The organism is Sphingobium rhizovicinum (assembly GCF_042647625.1).
Classification (GTDB): Bacteria; Pseudomonadota; Alphaproteobacteria; order Sphingomonadales; family Sphingomonadaceae; genus Sphingobium; species Sphingobium rhizovicinum.
Map to the genome: position 1 here is coordinate 831,842 of NZ_JBHRVU010000004.1, position 15,430 is coordinate 847,271.

Genomic DNA, 15,430 nt, shown 5'->3' on the forward strand with positions numbered 1-15,430 from the left:
TTGCCGCATCGCGTCATTTCCTGTAGGGGCGCGCCCGATAGTCCTGGACAGGCGTGGTGCCGGCCGGGAGAACCCGATCCCAAAGGCAGATTCATGTCCCTGCGTAATATCGCCATCATCGCGCACGTCGACCATGGCAAGACTACCCTCGTCGACCAGCTTTTCCGCCAGTCCGGCACGTTCCGTGAAAACCAGCGCGTCGAAGAACGCGCCATGGACTCGAACGACCTGGAAAAGGAACGCGGCATCACCATTCTGGCGAAGCCCACCTCGGTCGAATGGAACGGCACGCGCATCAACATCGTCGACACGCCCGGCCACGCCGACTTTGGCGGTGAAGTGGAGCGCATCCTCTCGATGGTCGATGGCGTGATCCTGCTGGTCGATTCGTCGGAAGGCGCGATGCCGCAGACCAAGTTCGTGACCGGCAAGGCTCTTGCTCTCGGTTTGAAGCCTATCGTCGTCGTCAACAAGGTCGACCGTCCCGACGAGCGCATCCAGGAAGTGCTGGACGAAGTGTTCGACCTGTTCGTGACGCTGGACGCCACCGACGAACAGCTCGACTTCCCCGTTCTCTACGCTTCGGGCCGCAACGGCTATGCCAATGACGACGCTTCGCTGCGTTCGGGCACGCTGGAGCCGCTGTTCCAGAAGATCGTCGACCATGTCCCGCCGCCGTCGCTGGACCAGGATGCGCCGTTCAGCTTCCTCGTCACGCTGCTCGACCGCGACAACTTCCTGGGCCGCATCCTGACCGGCCGCGTCCAGTCCGGCACGGTCAAGGTGAACCAGCCGATCCACGCGCTGGACGCTGAAGGCAATGTGATCGAAACCGGCCGCGCGTCGAAGATCATGTCGTTCCAGGGTCTGGACCGCGTGCCCGTGGACGAAGCCAAGGCTGGCGACATCATCTCGCTCGCCGGTCTGACCGTCGCGACCGTGGCCAACACCATCGCCGACCCGCAGGTCAGCGCGCCGATCAAGGCGCAGCCGATCGATCCGCCGACCCTGTCGATGCGCTTCGCCGTGAACGATTCGCCGATGGCGGGCCGTGAAGGCAGCAAGGTGACGAGCCGCATGATCCGCGATCGTCTGGCCCGCGAAGCCGAATCCAACGTCGCCATCAAGGTGACGGAATCGGACGACAAGGACAGCTTCGAAGTCGCCGGCCGTGGCGAATTGCAGCTCGGCGTCCTCATCGAAACCATGCGCCGCGAAGGCTTCGAACTCGGCATCTCGCGTCCGCGCGTGCTGTTCGGCGAAGACGAAAATGGCAAGACCGAGCCTTATGAAACCGTTGTCATCGACGTGGACGATGAATTTTCGGGCACGGTCGTCGACAAGATGAACATCCGCAAGGCCGAAATGACCGACATGCGTCCCTCGGGCGGCGGCAAGACCCGCATCACCTTCTCCGCGCCCTCGCGCGGCCTGATCGGCTATCATGGCGAATTCCTGTCCGACACGCGCGGCACCGGCATCATGAACCGCCTGTTCGAGAAATACGGCCCCCACAAGGGCAAGATCGAAGGCCGCAAGAACGGCGTTCTGATCTCGAACGGCGCTGGTGAAGCCAATGCCTATGCGCTGGGTCCGCTGGAAGATCGCGGCATCCTGTTCGTCGGCGTGGGCGAGGCCCTCTATGAAGGCATGGTGATCGGCGAGAACGCCAAGCCCGAAGACCTTGAAGTCAACCCGATGAAGTCGAAGGCGCTGACCAACTTCCGCGCCAGCGGCAAGGACGACGCCGTCCGCCTGACCCCGCCGAAGAAGATGACGCTGGAACAGGCGATCGCTTACATTGATGATGATGAAATGGTCGAAGTGACGCCCAAGACCATCCGTCTGCGCAAGCGCTATCTGGACCCGAACGAGCGCAAGCGCATGAGCCGTTCGAAGGCCGCCTGATGTTTCAGGGTGGCCTCTTATAGGCCGCCTGATTTTAGGGTAGACCAGTTTCGAAAGGGCCGGTGTCGCGAGGCACCGGCCCTTTTCCGTTAGAAAGAAGTGAGATCATCATGGCCGATCTTTATCTCAAGGCGCTGACCGCCGAACGCCGCTCGCTCTGGGCCGAATGCCGGTTGAAGGGGCTGCCCAAGGATACGCCGCAGCGGCTGCGGATCGTGGAAATCGATGCGCTGCTGGCCGCGCACAAGGCGAAGCAGGAAGGCGCGAAAGCCAAATCCTGATGCCGGCGCTTTTGCTCAACTCATAACGGGTCGAGCATAACGCATTGGAGGCGGGCGGGGCGATGCGCCTAGCTTTCGATCCATAATCGGATCGAAAGGCAAGGATCATGACAGAGCAGCGGCATATCAAACTCGGCTTCATCCTGCATGGCGTCGGGCGGACCTGGAACGACTGGCGCCATCCCGATCGCGATGGCAGCGCCAGCACCAGCCTGGCGCAATATCAGCGGCAGGCCGCGACGGCGGAGCGCGGCAAGTTCGATTTCCTGTTCGTGGCCGACAGCCTGTCGATAAACGAGAAATCCAGCCCCCATTATCTCAACCGGTTCGAGCCGATCACCATCCTTTCGGCGCTGGCGGCGACCACGTCGCGCATCGGTCTGGTTGCGACGCTGACCGTCAGCTATTCCGAACCCTTCAACGTCGCGCGTCAGTTCGCCTCGCTCGATCATTTGAGTGGTGGGCGCGCCGGCTGGAATGTCGTCACCAGCTGGCTGGGCGATACCGCCGCCAATTTCAGCAAGACCGAACATCCCGCCCATGCCGTGCGCTATCGTATTGCGGCCGAATATCTGGATGTGGTGCAGGGGCTGTGGGACAGCTGGGAAGAGGGCGCCCATGTCGCCGACAAGGAGACGGGGCAGTTCGTCGACCCCGACAAGCTCCATCGCCTGGACCATAAGGGCGAGCATTTTCAGGTGCGCGGGCCGCTCAACATCAAGCGCACGCCGCAGGGCCAGCCTGTCATCTTCCAGGCGGGCGCTTCGGACGACGGCCGCAGCTTCGCCGCGCGCCGGGCCGAGGTGATCTTCACCCACGCGCCCACGCAGGAGGAGGGGCAGGCCTATTATGCCGATGTGAAGGCGCGGGCGAAGGGCTTTGGCCGGGATGCGGACAGGCTGTTCATCTTGCCCGGCATCGCCCCGATCATCGGCGATACGGATGAAGAGGCGGAGGCGCGCTATCGCGAACTGGCTGCGCTGGAATCGATCGACACCGGTCTTGGCTATCTGTCGCGGACCTTCAATGACCATGATTTCCGCCAATATGACCTCGACGCGCCCTTCCCGGATGTCGAACATATCGGCCTCAACAGTCAGCAGAGCGGCACGCTGCGCATATTGGCCGAGGTGCGGGCGGAAAATCTGACCCTGCGCCAGATCGCCGAAAGGCTGGCCACCCCGCGCGGCGCCTTTGTCGGGTCGCCGCAAACCGTGGCGGATCGGTTGCAGGCATGGTTCGAAAGCGGCGCGGCCGACGGCTTCGTGATATTCGAGCCTTTGCCGGGGCAGTTGGACCAATTTGTCGACAAGGTGATCCCCATCCTTCAGGCGCGGGGCCTGTTCCGCACGGACTATGAAGGCGCCACCTTCCGCGAGCATCTGGGGCTGCCGGCGCCCGACAATCGCTACACCGCCGCGAGGGAGGCGAAGAACGCCGCCTGATTGCCGCGTCCGTCCGCAACGAAGGCCGGTGCCGTGAGGCGCCGGCCTTTTTTGCTTAACGCCATCTTCATTGCGCATCCGCATCCCATCATGTCACTTAAGGGCTATAGGCGAACCGAATCGCAACCTTGTGTCGACATATGTGAGTGGGTGGGCTGGGTTCCGGGTCGCTGGTCGTGCGTTGACCGGCAGGAATCTGTTCAGGAGGAATGACGGACGTGGCGGATACCCTTCCGGCCTTGAGCGAGGGGGAAAAGCAGTGCCTGCGCCTGGTGGCGCAGGGCTTCAATTCCAAGGAAATCGCGCGCCAGCTCCATGTGTCGGAGCATACGGTCGACCAGCGCGTCCGCACCAGCCTGCGCAAGTTCGGCGTGCCCAATCGCAAGGAAGCGGCGCGCCTGTTCGTTTCGGTCGAGCAACGCCCGCCCCAAATCGACACATATCAGCCTTTGATATATCAACCGGAGCCGCTTGCCTCCGATCCCGAACCTGCGTCATCCCTTGTTCAGCCGGACAGGCCGAATGAGCAGAAGGAGCCAAAGACGCTCCTGCGCCGCATCCTGGCCTTCGGCCCGCCGCTAGGGGGATCGACCAACGAACTGAGCATTGATGGCCGCATATTGGCGATGATCCGCGCCGCCGTTCTGACCGGCGCTGGTGTCGTCACATTGCTGCTGCTCATCAGTGGGGCCTTCAGGGTCCTGGGTTGATCCTGCCCAAATCGCCATGCTGAAAGACGCACCGTCCCGGTGGGGCGCGTGCGAAGGAGAAGACTTGTGCTCAATCTCGATCCCGTAAAGACCCAGGCCGTCGCCGACCAGACCCGCCAGGCTTTTGCCGCGCTCGACAATGCGCTGGTCGACGCCGCGCAGCTGACCACCGCCTTCCTCACCGCGTCGCAGGGGTCGGGCCTGACCGCCAGCGAAAGCCAGCGTATCCTCAAGCAGATTCACGACAGCGCGACCAAGATCATCGAAGGCCGCAGCGACATGGTGCGCGCCACCGCGCTGCTCACCCGCTGCATCGAACGCAGCCAGCATGAAGTGACGGCCTTTGGTTGCCCCATCGGGCTGGAACTGGAACAACGCGAAACCGCGCGTCACCTGACCCTGGTCGCCTGACCGGGTGGAAGCCGTCGGCATCCGCATGACCTTTGGCCCCCCTCTCAATCGGAAATGCAGATGCTGGCGGCTTTCTTCTGGCTGTTGATGATCATGACCTGCGCCTTCGCCGTCTGCTTTGGCGGACGTGAAGGACGGTTACTGGTTCTTATCTCTGTGGCGGCGGCGCTGCTCACCATCCCGGCGCAACTGGCCGGGTCGTGGCACGCGACGCAATTCTGGCTGTTGATCGTCGACCTTGGCGCCTTTTGCGGTCTGGTCTGGCTGATGCTGAACAGCCGGCGCTACTGGCCGATCTGGACGGCCGCCTGCCAACTGATGACGGTGCTGACCCATGTCGTCACGCTGATGTTGCCCCATTTTTCGGACATGATCTATGCGGGGCTGAGCACGGTCTGGGTCATCCCGCTGATGCTGTTCGCGATCATTGGCATCGAACTCGACCGGAAGGCGACGCATGACCGCGCATATCCCGCCTGATCGGAGCGCCCCCAATCAGGAGGCGGTCGATCTGGTGGTCGCCCTGCAACGCTGCCTCATCAATTTCCACGCCCGCAAGGAAGAGCCGGCGATATTGGACGGCGAAGGCGCGGAACAGATGGCCGCGATCAATCGCTATGCCGAAGCGCGTCGGGTCCGGGCGATGCTGTTCGGGCAGAATCTTTTTTCCGATCCCGCCTGGGACATATTGCTGGCCCTCTATCAGGGTGAACTGGAAGGCAAGGCGCTGACGCTGGAGCAGTTGAGCGAGAAGCTGCGCTTGTCGCTCAATATCGTCGTCGGGCAGGTGGGGGTGATGGAGCGACGGGGACTGATCCAGGAGCATCGCACATCCCCCAACAGCCGCCGCCGAAGCGCCCTGCGTCTGTCGCCTCTGGCGGTGGACGCGATGGCGTCCTGGTCGTCCATCGCCTTTTCGGGCGATGACTAGAGCATTTTCGGAGCAGATGGCACCATCTGCTGGCTCGGAAAATGCGGAAAACAAAAGAAAAATAGAGCGTGATCCGATTCAGTATGAACGGATTACGCTCTAGGATCAGCGATCGAGCGGCAGAGTAAGGGTCGCGCGCAATCCGCCCTTGGGCCGGTTGCCGAAGGAGAGGCTGCCGCCATGGCCGTCGGCGATGGTTCGCGCGATCGACAGGCCCAGCCCCACACCGCCTGTTTCCCGATTGCGTGAGGCTTCCCCGCGATAAAAGGGTTCGCACAGCCGGTCGATCGTCGCATCCGGCACGCCCGGTCCGTCATCCTCCACCGTCACCATGACATGCCGGCCATCGACGGCAATGCCGATCCGCGCCGATCCGGCATAGCGCACCGCATTTTCCACCAGATTGCCGGCGCAACGCCGCAGCGCCACGGCATCGCCCAGCACGACGGCGCGTTCGCTCTGCATCACCGCCACATCCTGCCCCATATCGGCCAGATCGTCGGCCAGCGTCTCGACGATGGCGGACAGGTCGATCCGCACGCGCGGCGCATTGTCGGTCCCTTCGCGCATGAAATCGAGCAGGGTCGTCACCATCGCCCGCATTTCCGCCACATCGGCCTGCGCCTTGGCCCGGGGCCGTCGGGCAATTGCTCCAGGCGGAAGGATAGGCGGGTCATCGGCGTGCGCAGATCATGCGCGATCGCCACCAGCATCGCCGTGCGTTCGCTCAGATAATCGGCGATCCGCATGCGCATCTGGTTATAGGCGGCGCCCACGGCGCGCACTTCGGGCGGTCCCTTCAAAGGAAGCGGATCGGCACGTTCGGGGCGCTCCGTGGCGGCCCCTTCGGCCAGCAGGCGAATGGGCTGGGTGATGCGCCGCGCCACCCAATAGGCTGGCAGCAGCAGCAGGATGAAGATGCCGGCCATCAGCGACAGGGTGATCGCATACCAGCTGCTGTTGGCGCCCTGCCGCGCCTGCACCACCTGCCACCCCGCATCGGTGCGCCGCGCCAGCAGGAAGGCGCCGTGCAGCATCATCCGGTCTGGGCCGGGCTGTGGGAACAGCTTCATTTCTGCGTCGGGCATTCGTGCCGGCGGCGCTTCTTTAAACAGGCGAATGTCGGCGGACGGCGCGCCCAGCAGGCGGGCAATCTGCGCGGCGGCGCGGCGATCGTCTCTTTGCCCCTGTTCGATCAGGGGGGGCGGATCGGATCGATAGCGGGTGATCGTCCAGCTGCCCGTCGGGGTTGCGCCGCCCTGCATTACGGCCGCGGCTTCGCCCAGCATCATCGGCCGGGCATGGGGAGGAGGGCCGCGAAAGGCGACCAGCATCATCGCCCCCAACGCCAGCAGCAAGGTGGCCGCCAGCAGCGCGACGATGCGCGTCAGGATCGACGGATTGAACCGATCAAGGCGGGCGTTCACGCCGGGCGGACCTCGGCGGTGAACATATAGCCTTCGTTGCGGATGGTGCGGACCAGTTCGTCGCCGCCTTCCCCTTTTGCGCCGCGCTCCAGCTTGCGGCGCAGGCGGCTCACCTGCACGTCGATCGCCCGGTCATAGCTTTCGCTGTCATTGCCGGCCGAATAATCGAGCAACTGGTCGCGGTTGAGCACCCGGCGCGGATGTTCGATAAAGGCGCGCAGCAGGCGAAACTCGCCGTCGGTCAGCGTCACCACGACATTGTCGGGATCGGTCAGCAGCCGCGCGCCCATGTCGATCTGCCAGCCGGCAAAGCGCAGTTTGCGGCCATTGGGTTCAAGCGCCTCCCGCTCCTGCCGGCGATGACGGCGCAACACGGTGCGGATGCGCGCCAGCAATTCGCGTGGATTGCAGGGCTTGGGCAGATAATCCTCCGCGCCCATTTCCAGCCCGACGATGCGGTCAATGTCGCTGCCGATGGCCGACAGCATGATCACCGGCAATCCGCCGCGCGCGGCCAGCCGGCGCAGGATCGACAGGCCATCCTCGCCCGGCATCATCACGTCCAGCACGGCAATGTCGAAATCCTGCGTTGTCAGCGTGCGGTCCATCGCCGCGCCGTCCGCCGCCGTCGTCACGGCAAAGCCATGCTGTTCCAGAAAGTCGGAAAGGAGCGCGCGGATGTCCGCGTCATCATCGACCACCAATATGCGTGAACCGTCCATCGGCGGCAGCATATCGGCTGAAAACGCTTCCTGCAAAGTCATCCGCGCGCGTCCCTCTATTCCGATCGCCCTGCTTCAGATCGCGACGCCGACCGTCACCGTGCCGGTATAGCCGTTGGTGGTGTCGCCCGTCATACTGATGGTCATGGCTGTCTGCTGCGCAGTCGTATTGTCGCCGAACACATTGTCGCTGCTGATGCTCTCGCCCGAGAAATTGGTCTTGCTGCTGCTGTAGGCGCTGGTGGCGTAGACGGTGTTGCAGGCCGCCGCCGGCATGGCGAATTGCGAACAGAGCACCCGGTTGGCGTAAGTCGTGGCCCGCGCCAGGCTTGGATAAACCTCGAAATGAATATGCGGATAGCGTCCGTCATAGCAGCCGGGGAAGATGGTCGTGAACGTCACCTGCCCATTGGCGTCGGTAACACCCACGCCGCGCAGGAAATTTTCCGCCGGATAGTCATAGAGCGAATACTTGCCGTTGATGTCGCAATGCCAGATATAGATGGCATAGCCTTCCAGCGCGGCGCAGCTGCCATTGGTGTTGACCAATGTGATCGTCAACGTGGTGTAGAGGCCGCTGGCGGTCGTGGTCGACGATCCGAAGCTCGATCGGATGTCGCTGCGCACGACGCCGCTGTCATCCAGCACATTGACCACGCTGCCGCTGCGGCTGTTGGACCCGTCCGCCGGATAGGGGCCGTTGGTTTCCTCCGGATCGGCGACGCATGTGCCGGTCGGAGTTGGCGTAGGGGTTGGAGTGGGGGTAGGCGTCGGGGTCGGCGTCGGCGTGGGTGTCGCTGTCGAGGTGTCGGACGAGCCGGAGCCGCCGCCGCATGCACCCAGCAACGCTGCGCCGCTTGCTGAAAACAGCAGCCGCAACGTCCGCCGGCGGCCGATATTCTCGCGCGCCAGTGCGCGCATCCGTTCCAGATCGTGCATCAACCCGTGGTCGTGCGCATGATCGCCAGTATCGCTACCCTGTGTCATCCCGTTTGGCCTCTTCCTGCATATCGTCGGACCCTCGATCATGCGGATTAGGCGGCGGACATGTCCCGGCGATTGCCCAATGTAGCAGCTTTGTAGCACGGGTTCAGGCTGTTGGGCGCACGGGTGCGCGAAGCGGCTGGCCATGGGCGTGACAGGCTCATATAGTTGCGCGGTTTGTCATTTCCCGCGAAAGCGCTTCATGCATCTTCTCATCGGCCTTGCCGGCATTCTCCTGATCCTTGCCATCGCCTTCGCCCTGTCGTCCGATCGTCGCGCCATCCGGCCCCGCGTGGTGGGCGCGGCCTTCCTGTTGCAGGCGGGGATTGCGATGCTGGTCCTCTACGTGCCGGCGGGGCGCGCCATCATCGGCGGCATGTCCCATGGTGTCGCCAATCTGCTGGGCTATGCGCAGGCGGGCACCAATTTCATCTTCGGCCCGCTGGCCAAGCCGGAAATTGGCGGGGCGAGCTTCGCCATCGCCGCGCTGCCGGTGATCATCTTCTTCGCCAGCCTGGTGTCCATTCTCTATTATCTGGGCATCATGCAGTTCATCGTCCGCTGGGTCGGTGGCGCGATCGAGAAGGTGACGGGCGTGTCCAAGGTGGAAAGCCTGTGTGCCGCGGCGAACATCTTCGTGGGGCAGAGCGAAAGCCCACTCGTCATCCGTCCCTATCTGGCGGGGCTGAACGGGCCGCAGCTGTTCGCGGTGATGACCAGCGGCATGGCGGGCGTCGCCGGCACCATCCTGGCTGCCTATGCCTCCATGGGCATCAAGATCGATTATCTGCTCGCCGCCAGCTTCATGTCCGCGCCCGGCGGCCTGCTGATGGCCAAGATCATGATGCCGGACGAACCAGTGCGTGAACCCGAATTGCCGTTGGAAGACGACATCCACCTGCCCGAAACGCGGCGCAGCGCGGCGGTGTCGCAGGCGCTGAACGCGGAAACCACGCCAGGCGAACCGATGCCGGTCGCCACCCATGATGAAGAAAAGCCGGCCAACATTATCATGGCCGCGGCCCAAGGCGCGCAAACAGGTGTCAAACTCGCTGTCGCAGTCGGCGCCATGGTGCTGGCCTTCGTCGCGCTGGTCGCGCTGGCGAACGGCATATTGGGCGGCATCGGTGCCTTCTTCGGCTATCCCGACCTCAGCTTCCAGATGCTGCTCGGCTATGTCTTCTCGCCGGTCATGTATCTGCTCAACATCCCCTGGAACGAAGCGCAGATAGCCGGGGGCCTGTTCGGCACCAAGGTCGTACTCAACGAATTTGTCGCTTACATCAATCTGGGGCAGGTGCAGGGCGCGCTGTCGCCTGCGACCATCGCCATCATCACCTTTGCGTTGTGCGGCTTCGCCAATTTCAGCTCGATCGCGATCCAGATGGCGGTGACGGGCAATCTGGCCCCCAATCAGCGGCCGATGATCGCCAAGCTGGGGCTGAAGGCGCTGGTTGCCGGCAGCCTGGCTAACCTGATGAGCGCGGCGCTGGCGGGACTAATGCTAAGCCTTTGATCCAAATCAGGACGTGGGTTTGACAAGGACTCTACCGCTGTCGATGTGGATACGTTATGGTTAACCCATGGGGACAAAAGCTTTTTTCATCGTCGCATGGACGGCATTGGTGTGGCCGGTTACGGGCGCCGCGCAGGCGCCTGCGCCGGGAGCGCATATAAGCGCGCAGGCACCCAAGCCCGGCGCGCTGGAAACCTATAAGGACTGGACCATCGGTTGCGACAATCGCAACCGATGTGAGGCGGTGTCGTTGTTGCCCGATGGCGGCACATGGCCGGACAATCCTGTAATGGTCGGCGTCGTGCGCGAAGCCGGGCCGGATGCCGCCGCAGAAGTGTGGGTCAGCCGCGACGCCAAGGGCGGCGGCGATGTCAGCTTCCATGTCGATGGCCGCAAGGTCGCCAGCGCGCAAAGCCGTGACGGCGACGCGACGCTGCGCGGACCGCAGGCGTCTGCGCTGGCGATCGCCATGGCGCGCGGCGGCGTGCTGGAAGTGCGATCTGGCAATCGCCTGCTGGGGCGGCCCTCGATCGCGGGATCGGGCGCTGCCCTGCGCTATATGGACGCGCGGCAGGGTCGGGCTGGCACCAGCACGGCGCTGGTCGCGACCGGGGCCATGGGGCCGATTGCGGTGCGGGCCGCGCCCGTTGCACCGCAAGTGCGCCGCGCCCTCGTTCCGGCCGGCGTTGCGCCCGCGGGTCTGTGGCGCGAAGAGTTGACGGCGTTGGGCAAATTCACCGGCTGCGACGGCGAGATGCGCGACAGTTCGCAGACGCCGGACCTGCATCGCCTGTCAAAAACGGAAACGCTCATCCTCGTCCCGTGCGGCAATGGAGCCTACAACTTCACCGCCGTTCCGGTGATCGCCACTGGCACGCCGGGCCGCCGGACGTTCCATCTTGCAGGCTTCGATCGTAAGCCCGGCTGGAGCGAGGAGGAGGCGCGGCCGATGCTGGTCAATGCCGGCTGGGTTGCCGAAAAGTCCGAACTGTCGAGTTTCGCCAAGGGGCGGGGGATCGGCGACTGCGGCGGCAGCGAAACCTATGTGTGGGATGGAACCCGCTTTCGCCTGATCGAAGCGACGGCGATGGGGGAATGTCGCGGCGCATGGCGCTGGATCAGAACCTGGTCGGCGCAGGTGACGGAATAGAGCCATCCGCGTCGGCCGAGGAGCGGGCTGATTTGGTCCACGCAATCGCCCTGCCACGCTTTGCAATGGAATTTGCATCATTCGTCCGCATATTGACGGCATGGCAACTGCATATCGTCCGTCCGCTCCGTCCGCGTCCACCCTGCCGGACCCGATCCGCGCCGTGATTTTCGACATGGACGGCACGCTGCTTGAGACCGAAGCGGTGCATCGCAACGCCTTTGCACAGACCGCGCAGGCGCTGGGCTGGCCAATGTCGGAGGCGCTGCTGCTGTCGATGGTGGGCATTCATCGCGACGAAAATGAGCGGATGCTGGCCGAGCATATGGGGCCGGACTTTCCGCTGGCGCGCTTCTATGCCGATAGCGACGCATTGTTCGAGGCGGCGGTAGACGCCGGCATTCCGCTGCGCCCGGGCGCGTTGCTGCTGCTCGATCATCTGGCGCAGGCCGGCATTCCAATGGCGCTCGCTACCTCCACCGCCGCGCCCTATGCGCAGCAGCGGCTGGAGAAGACGGGCCTGCTCCGCTATTTCGACGTGATTGTCACCCGCAGCGATGTGGAGCGTCCCAAGCCGCATCCCGAACCCTATCTGCTTGCGGCGCAGCGACTTGGGGTTGACGCGGCGCATGCCGTTGCGGTCGAGGACAGCTATGCCGGAGTGCGGTCAGCCACGGCCGCCGGAATTGCGACGGTGATGGTTCCAGACCTGCTGCCGCCGACCGAGGAACTGGTAATGGCCTGCGCGCAGGTGTTGCCCAGCCTGACCGATTTGCGCGACCTGTTGCTGGCGACGGATTAACCCGCTTTCGCCAACACCAGCGCGAACAGCCCATCCGGGTCGGTCCATTCGCGCACAGGCTCCCATCCGCCAGCGCGCAGCAGCAGCCGTTCGTCCCGCGCGCCATATTTGTGGCTGCTTTCGGTGTGGATGGTTTCGCCCGCCGCCATGCGGAAGCATTGGCCCGCGACATGAAAATGGAGCGGCCGCACCGCCTCCAGATGCATTTCGATCCGCGCCTTGTCGTCGTTCCATAAGGCGCGATGGACAAAGCCGTCGATTGGCAGGTCGCCTTCCAGTTCGCGGTTGATGCGCGCGATCAGGTTCAGGTTGAACGCGGCGGTCACGCCAGCATCGTCGTCATAGGCGGCGACCAGCCTCTGCCGATCCTTGATCCGGTCCATGCCGATCAACAGCATGGATGCGTCGCCCAGCAATTGGCGCATCGCGCGGAGCAGGTCGACGGCGGCGTCCGGCTCCATATTGCCGATGGTCGAACCGGGGAAGAAGCCGAGCCGTGGCAATGTGTCGATCGTCGTCGGCAGGTGCAGCGGCCCGTTAAAGTCGCCGACCAGCGGCAGCACCGGCAGGTCGGGGAAGGCGCTGGCCAGTTGCGCGCTGCTGGCGTGCAGAAAATCGCCGCTGATGTCGATCGGCACATAGGCCGCCGGCTGGATTGCGCGCAACAGATGGGGCGTCTTACGGGCGCTGCCTGCGCCAAACTCCACTACCGCGCGCCCTTCGCCGACCGCCTTGGCGAAATCCTGTCCATGGGCTTGCAGCAGCGCGGTTTCGGTGCGGGTGGGGTAATATTCGGGCAGGTCGGTAATCCGTTCGAACAATTCCGATCCGCGTCGGTCGTAAAACCAGATGGGCGGGGTGGCTTTGGGAGCGCGCGACAAGCCGTCGATGATGTCGCGGCGAAACGCGGGATCGATCGCGCGCCGGGCGGCCGGCGCTTCGTCAGTCAGCAACATGATGTCAAAGATCCTTGGCCAGCCGCAGCCCCGTGAACTGCCAGCGTTGATGGGGGTAGAAGAAGTTGCGATAGCTCGCCCGCACATGGCCGCGCGGCGTGGCGCAACTGCCGCCTTTCAACACGAATTGGCCGGACATGAACTTGCCATTATATTCGCCGACCGCGCCCGCCGCCGCATGGAAACCGGGGTGGGGGCGATAGGCGCTGCCGGTCCATTCCCATACATCGCCGAACATTTGTGTCAGGTTCGTGCCGTCCGCTGCCGCGATCGGGCGGGGGCAGGCCGGGCCATCCAACTGGTTGCCGCTGATCGCCGCGACATTCTGGGCTGCGCTTTCCCATTCCGCCTCTGTTGGCAACCGCGCGCCCGCCCAGCTGGCATAGGCGTCCGCTTCAAACAGGCTGACATGGGTGACGGGCGCGGCGGGATTGAGCGGTTGGCGGCCATCCAGCCCGAAGCGGGTCCAGCCTTGTTCGCCCTGCTTCCAATAGAGTGGCGCTTCAACCCCTTCGGTTTGCACCCAGGCCCAGCCGTCCGACAGCCAGTGCGCGGCGTGGCTATAGCCGCCATCTTCGATGAAGGCGATCCATTCGTCATTGGTTATGGCGCGGTGCGCCAGCGCGTGCGGGCGCAGGACAGCCTTATGCCGTGGCCCTTCGCAATCGAAGGCGAAGCCGGTGCGGCCATCCTCGCCAATTTCCACCAGCCCCTCGCGCCCCTCGATCCAGTGGAGCGCACCGGGCAGGTCGACCGGCGCGGCGCTGGGGGCGTTGAACAGCGCGGGTTCCAGCGGGTTGAGCGAAAAAAGGTGGAGCAAATCGGTCAGCAGCAATTCCTGATGCTGCTGTTCATGGTGCAGCCCCAGCGTCACCAGCGCGCGGCCCGCCTGCGGCAGCATGCCCAGCGCATCGATCAGCGCCGCGTCGACATGGGCGCGATAGGCGCGCACATCGGCCAGTGTCGGCCGCGTGAGCATGCCGCGCAAGGGCCGGGCATGGCGTGCGCCCTCCGCCTCATAATAGCTGTTGAACAGATAGGCGTATCGCGGGTCGAACGGCCGATACCCCGGCACATGGTCGCGCAAGACGAAGGTTTCGAAAAACCAGCTGCTATGGGCCAGATGCCATTTTGCGGGGGAGGCGTCCGGCATCGACTGAACCGTGGCGTCCGCGTCGGAAAGAGGGGCTGCCAGCGCTTCGCTCAGCGCCCGGACCGCGCGGAAGCGCTCTTCCAGATCATCCTGCCGGGCGTCCATCCAGCTTCTGGCCATGCCTGCCCTTTCCGATACGGTTGCGCCGTTCTCAAGAGGACAAGCGCATGAATGCGCACGGGGTTCCGGTCATACCTCCTGAAGCAGGGACGGGGCGCGACAAATCCGGTCGCGACCCGATTGCTTGGCGTCGTACAGCGCCTCGTCCGCGCGGGCGAAGGCGTCTTCCAGTTCGCCGCCGTTCCAGCGACAGATGCCGGCGGAAAAGCTGATCGGCCGGCCATGAATGTCGCCGATCGGATGGGTGCGCATCCGGCTGGCGATCCGCGCCAGCGACCAGCTTGCCTCATCCTCGATGCAGTCCTGGAAGAAGATGGCAAATTCCTCGCCGCCCCAGCGCGCGACCAGATCGACGCGGCGCACCAATGCGGACAGACGCGTGGCGAAGGCGGCCAGCACGCGGTCGCCTTCCTCATGGCCCATCAGATCATTGACCCGCTTGAAATAGTCGATGTCGATGATGGCGACGCAGCCCCTGCGGCGATCGGCGGGCAATGCATCCAGCTCCGCCAGAAAGCCGCGTCGGTTGGCGATGCCGGTCAACGGATCTTCATGTGCGGCCTGATGCAGGTCGTCGATTCGATCGCGCGCGCGCTGCACGCCAGCATAGAGCGTCTGGATAACGTCGCCCACGACGGGCAGCGCCGGGCCTGCGTCTTTGCCGTCGTGCAGCGCTTCGGCCAGCGCATGAATCGGATTGAGCAGCGCGCCGATGCCGAACAGGGCGATGCCGGTGCCGACCACCGTCGCGAGCGTCAACAGCACGAATTCGGGCAGGGCGATGCGCCCGGTGGCAAGGCCCCAGGCCAGATAGCCCAGCAGCGGCAAATGGGTGGCGATGAAACAGAGGGTGAAGAGGCGTAAGCGCAGCGAGCGCGGAAAGATAAAGGATGTAGCGAGATAGAATTGCACGG

Annotated in this window: 17 protein-coding genes; 10 read left to right on the forward strand and 7 right to left on the reverse strand. The window is 64.1% G+C overall.

Annotation, left to right across the window (positions count from 1 at the left end; genetic code table 11):
• Positions 1-93 precede the first annotated feature (93 nt).
• The 7 genes from typA (at position 94) to ACFOKF_RS05445 (ending at position 5,686) form a co-directional block, all read left to right on the forward strand.
• On the forward strand, positions 94-1,908 hold the full coding sequence (gene typA, locus ACFOKF_RS05415; protein WP_380793800.1) for a translational GTPase TypA: 1,815 nt from the start codon (positions 94-96) through the stop codon (positions 1,906-1,908).
• A 110-nt stretch (positions 1,909-2,018) separates the two neighbouring features.
• Complete coding sequence (locus tag ACFOKF_RS05420) at positions 2,019-2,189, forward strand: hypothetical protein (RefSeq protein ID WP_380793802.1); 171 nt, start codon at positions 2,019-2,021, stop codon at positions 2,187-2,189.
• Positions 2,190-2,296: 107 nt separating this feature from the next.
• Positions 2,297-3,634, forward strand: a complete 1,338-nt coding sequence (locus ACFOKF_RS05425; RefSeq protein WP_380793804.1) for an LLM class flavin-dependent oxidoreductase — start codon at positions 2,297-2,299, stop codon at positions 3,632-3,634.
• A 218-nt stretch (positions 3,635-3,852) separates the two neighbouring features.
• Entirely contained in the window at positions 3,853-4,344 is a 492-nt protein-coding gene (locus ACFOKF_RS05430) for a LuxR C-terminal-related transcriptional regulator (RefSeq protein WP_380793806.1), read from the forward strand.
• Between the two features lie 66 nt (positions 4,345-4,410).
• On the forward strand, positions 4,411-4,755 hold the full coding sequence (locus tag ACFOKF_RS05435) for a hypothetical protein (RefSeq protein WP_380793807.1): 345 nt from the start codon (positions 4,411-4,413) through the stop codon (positions 4,753-4,755).
• Positions 4,756-4,815: 60 nt separating this feature from the next.
• Positions 4,816-5,235: a hypothetical protein gene (locus ACFOKF_RS05440; protein ID WP_380793809.1), complete on the forward strand. Its 420-nt coding sequence runs from the start codon at positions 4,816-4,818 to the stop codon at positions 5,233-5,235.
• On the forward strand, positions 5,213-5,686 hold the full coding sequence (locus ACFOKF_RS05445) for an ArsR family transcriptional regulator (RefSeq protein WP_380793811.1): 474 nt from the start codon (positions 5,213-5,215) through the stop codon (positions 5,684-5,686). The genes ACFOKF_RS05440 and ACFOKF_RS05445 overlap by 23 nt, the downstream gene beginning before the upstream one ends.
• A gap of 105 nt (positions 5,687-5,791) precedes the next feature.
• Here ACFOKF_RS05445 and ACFOKF_RS05450 read toward each other — a convergent pair whose 3' ends face one another.
• The 4 genes from ACFOKF_RS05450 to ACFOKF_RS05465 are packed head-to-tail and all read right to left on the reverse strand — an operon-like array spanning position 5,792 to position 8,822.
• Positions 5,792-6,289 (reverse strand): sensor histidine kinase, encoded by a 498-nt coding sequence (locus tag ACFOKF_RS05450; protein WP_380797673.1) that lies wholly within the window; start codon positions 6,287-6,289, stop codon positions 5,792-5,794.
• Positions 6,274-7,113 carry a HAMP domain-containing protein gene (locus ACFOKF_RS05455; protein ID WP_380793813.1) on the reverse strand — a complete coding sequence of 280 codons (840 nt, stop codon included), beginning with the start codon at positions 7,111-7,113 and terminating at the stop codon, positions 6,274-6,276. Before ACFOKF_RS05455 ends, ACFOKF_RS05450 begins: the two co-directional genes overlap by 16 nt.
• Positions 7,110-7,877, reverse strand: coding sequence for a response regulator (locus ACFOKF_RS05460; RefSeq protein ID WP_380793815.1), 768 nt, complete (start codon positions 7,875-7,877; stop codon positions 7,110-7,112). The genes ACFOKF_RS05455 and ACFOKF_RS05460 overlap by 4 nt, the downstream gene beginning before the upstream one ends.
• A 33-nt stretch (positions 7,878-7,910) precedes the next feature.
• Entirely contained in the window at positions 7,911-8,822 is a 912-nt protein-coding gene (locus ACFOKF_RS05465) for a dioxygenase family protein (protein ID WP_380793817.1), read from the reverse strand.
• Between the two features lie 199 nt (positions 8,823-9,021).
• Between ACFOKF_RS05465 and ACFOKF_RS05470 the strand changes: the two genes are divergently transcribed.
• The 3 genes from ACFOKF_RS05470 to ACFOKF_RS05480 all read left to right on the forward strand — a co-directional run bounded on the left by ACFOKF_RS05470 (position 9,022) and on the right by ACFOKF_RS05480 (position 12,287).
• Positions 9,022-10,335: a NupC/NupG family nucleoside CNT transporter gene (locus ACFOKF_RS05470; protein WP_380793819.1), complete on the forward strand. Its 1,314-nt coding sequence runs from the start codon at positions 9,022-9,024 to the stop codon at positions 10,333-10,335.
• A 67-nt stretch (positions 10,336-10,402) separates the two neighbouring features.
• Positions 10,403-11,485: a DUF1176 domain-containing protein gene (locus ACFOKF_RS05475; protein WP_380793820.1), complete on the forward strand. Its 1,083-nt coding sequence runs from the start codon at positions 10,403-10,405 to the stop codon at positions 11,483-11,485.
• Between the two features lie 100 nt (positions 11,486-11,585).
• Positions 11,586-12,287 (forward strand): HAD family hydrolase, encoded by a 702-nt coding sequence (locus ACFOKF_RS05480; protein ID WP_380793822.1) that lies wholly within the window; start codon positions 11,586-11,588, stop codon positions 12,285-12,287.
• Here the strand turns inward: ACFOKF_RS05480 and egtD are convergent.
• From egtD to ACFOKF_RS05495, 3 genes are all read right to left on the reverse strand, one after another.
• A complete protein-coding gene (gene egtD, locus ACFOKF_RS05485) occupies positions 12,284-13,243 on the reverse strand; it encodes an L-histidine N(alpha)-methyltransferase (protein ID WP_380793824.1) in 960 nt (319 codons plus the stop codon). The two genes, ACFOKF_RS05480 and egtD, sit on opposite strands and share 4 nt — an antisense overlap.
• A gap of 4 nt (positions 13,244-13,247) precedes the next feature.
• The gene (gene egtB / locus ACFOKF_RS05490; RefSeq protein WP_380793826.1) at positions 13,248-14,516 is read right to left on the reverse strand and encodes an ergothioneine biosynthesis protein EgtB; all 1,269 of its coding nucleotides are present in this window, start codon (positions 14,514-14,516) and stop codon (positions 13,248-13,250) included.
• Positions 14,517-14,585: 69 nt separating this feature from the next.
• Positions 14,586-15,428 carry a GGDEF domain-containing protein gene (locus ACFOKF_RS05495; RefSeq protein WP_380793828.1) on the reverse strand — a complete coding sequence of 281 codons (843 nt, stop codon included), beginning with the start codon at positions 15,426-15,428 and terminating at the stop codon, positions 14,586-14,588.
• Between the last annotated feature and the right edge of the window lie 2 nt (positions 15,429-15,430).

Excerpts from the sequence above, each read along its gene's own strand:
- ACFOKF_RS05440 (WP_380793809.1), top strand. The coding sequence starts at position 4,816 with ATGCTGGCGGCTTTCTTCTGGCTGTTGATGATCATGACCTGCGCCTTC.
- ACFOKF_RS05460 (WP_380793815.1), bottom strand. The coding sequence starts at position 7,877 with ATGACTTTGCAGGAAGCGTTTTCAGCCGATATGCTGCCGCCGATGGAC.
- egtD (WP_380793824.1), bottom strand. The coding sequence starts at position 13,243 with ATGTTGCTGACTGACGAAGCGCCGGCCGCCCGGCGCGCGATCGATCCC.
- typA (WP_380793800.1), top strand. The coding sequence starts at position 94 with ATGTCCCTGCGTAATATCGCCATCATCGCGCACGTCGACCATGGCAAG.
- ACFOKF_RS05470 (WP_380793819.1), top strand. The coding sequence starts at position 9,022 with ATGCATCTTCTCATCGGCCTTGCCGGCATTCTCCTGATCCTTGCCATC.
- ACFOKF_RS05480 (WP_380793822.1), top strand. The coding sequence starts at position 11,586 with ATGGCAACTGCATATCGTCCGTCCGCTCCGTCCGCGTCCACCCTGCCG.
- ACFOKF_RS05420 (WP_380793802.1), top strand. The coding sequence starts at position 2,019 with ATGGCCGATCTTTATCTCAAGGCGCTGACCGCCGAACGCCGCTCGCTC.
- ACFOKF_RS05425 (WP_380793804.1), top strand. The coding sequence starts at position 2,297 with ATGACAGAGCAGCGGCATATCAAACTCGGCTTCATCCTGCATGGCGTC.
- ACFOKF_RS05445 (WP_380793811.1), top strand. The coding sequence starts at position 5,213 with ATGACCGCGCATATCCCGCCTGATCGGAGCGCCCCCAATCAGGAGGCG.
- egtB (WP_380793826.1), bottom strand. The coding sequence starts at position 14,516 with ATGGCCAGAAGCTGGATGGACGCCCGGCAGGATGATCTGGAAGAGCGC.
- ACFOKF_RS05450 (WP_380797673.1), bottom strand. The coding sequence starts at position 6,289 with ATGCGGGCGATGGTGACGACCCTGCTCGATTTCATGCGCGAAGGGACC.
- ACFOKF_RS05475 (WP_380793820.1), top strand. The coding sequence starts at position 10,403 with ATGGGGACAAAAGCTTTTTTCATCGTCGCATGGACGGCATTGGTGTGG.
- ACFOKF_RS05465 (WP_380793817.1), bottom strand. The coding sequence starts at position 8,822 with ATGACACAGGGTAGCGATACTGGCGATCATGCGCACGACCACGGGTTG.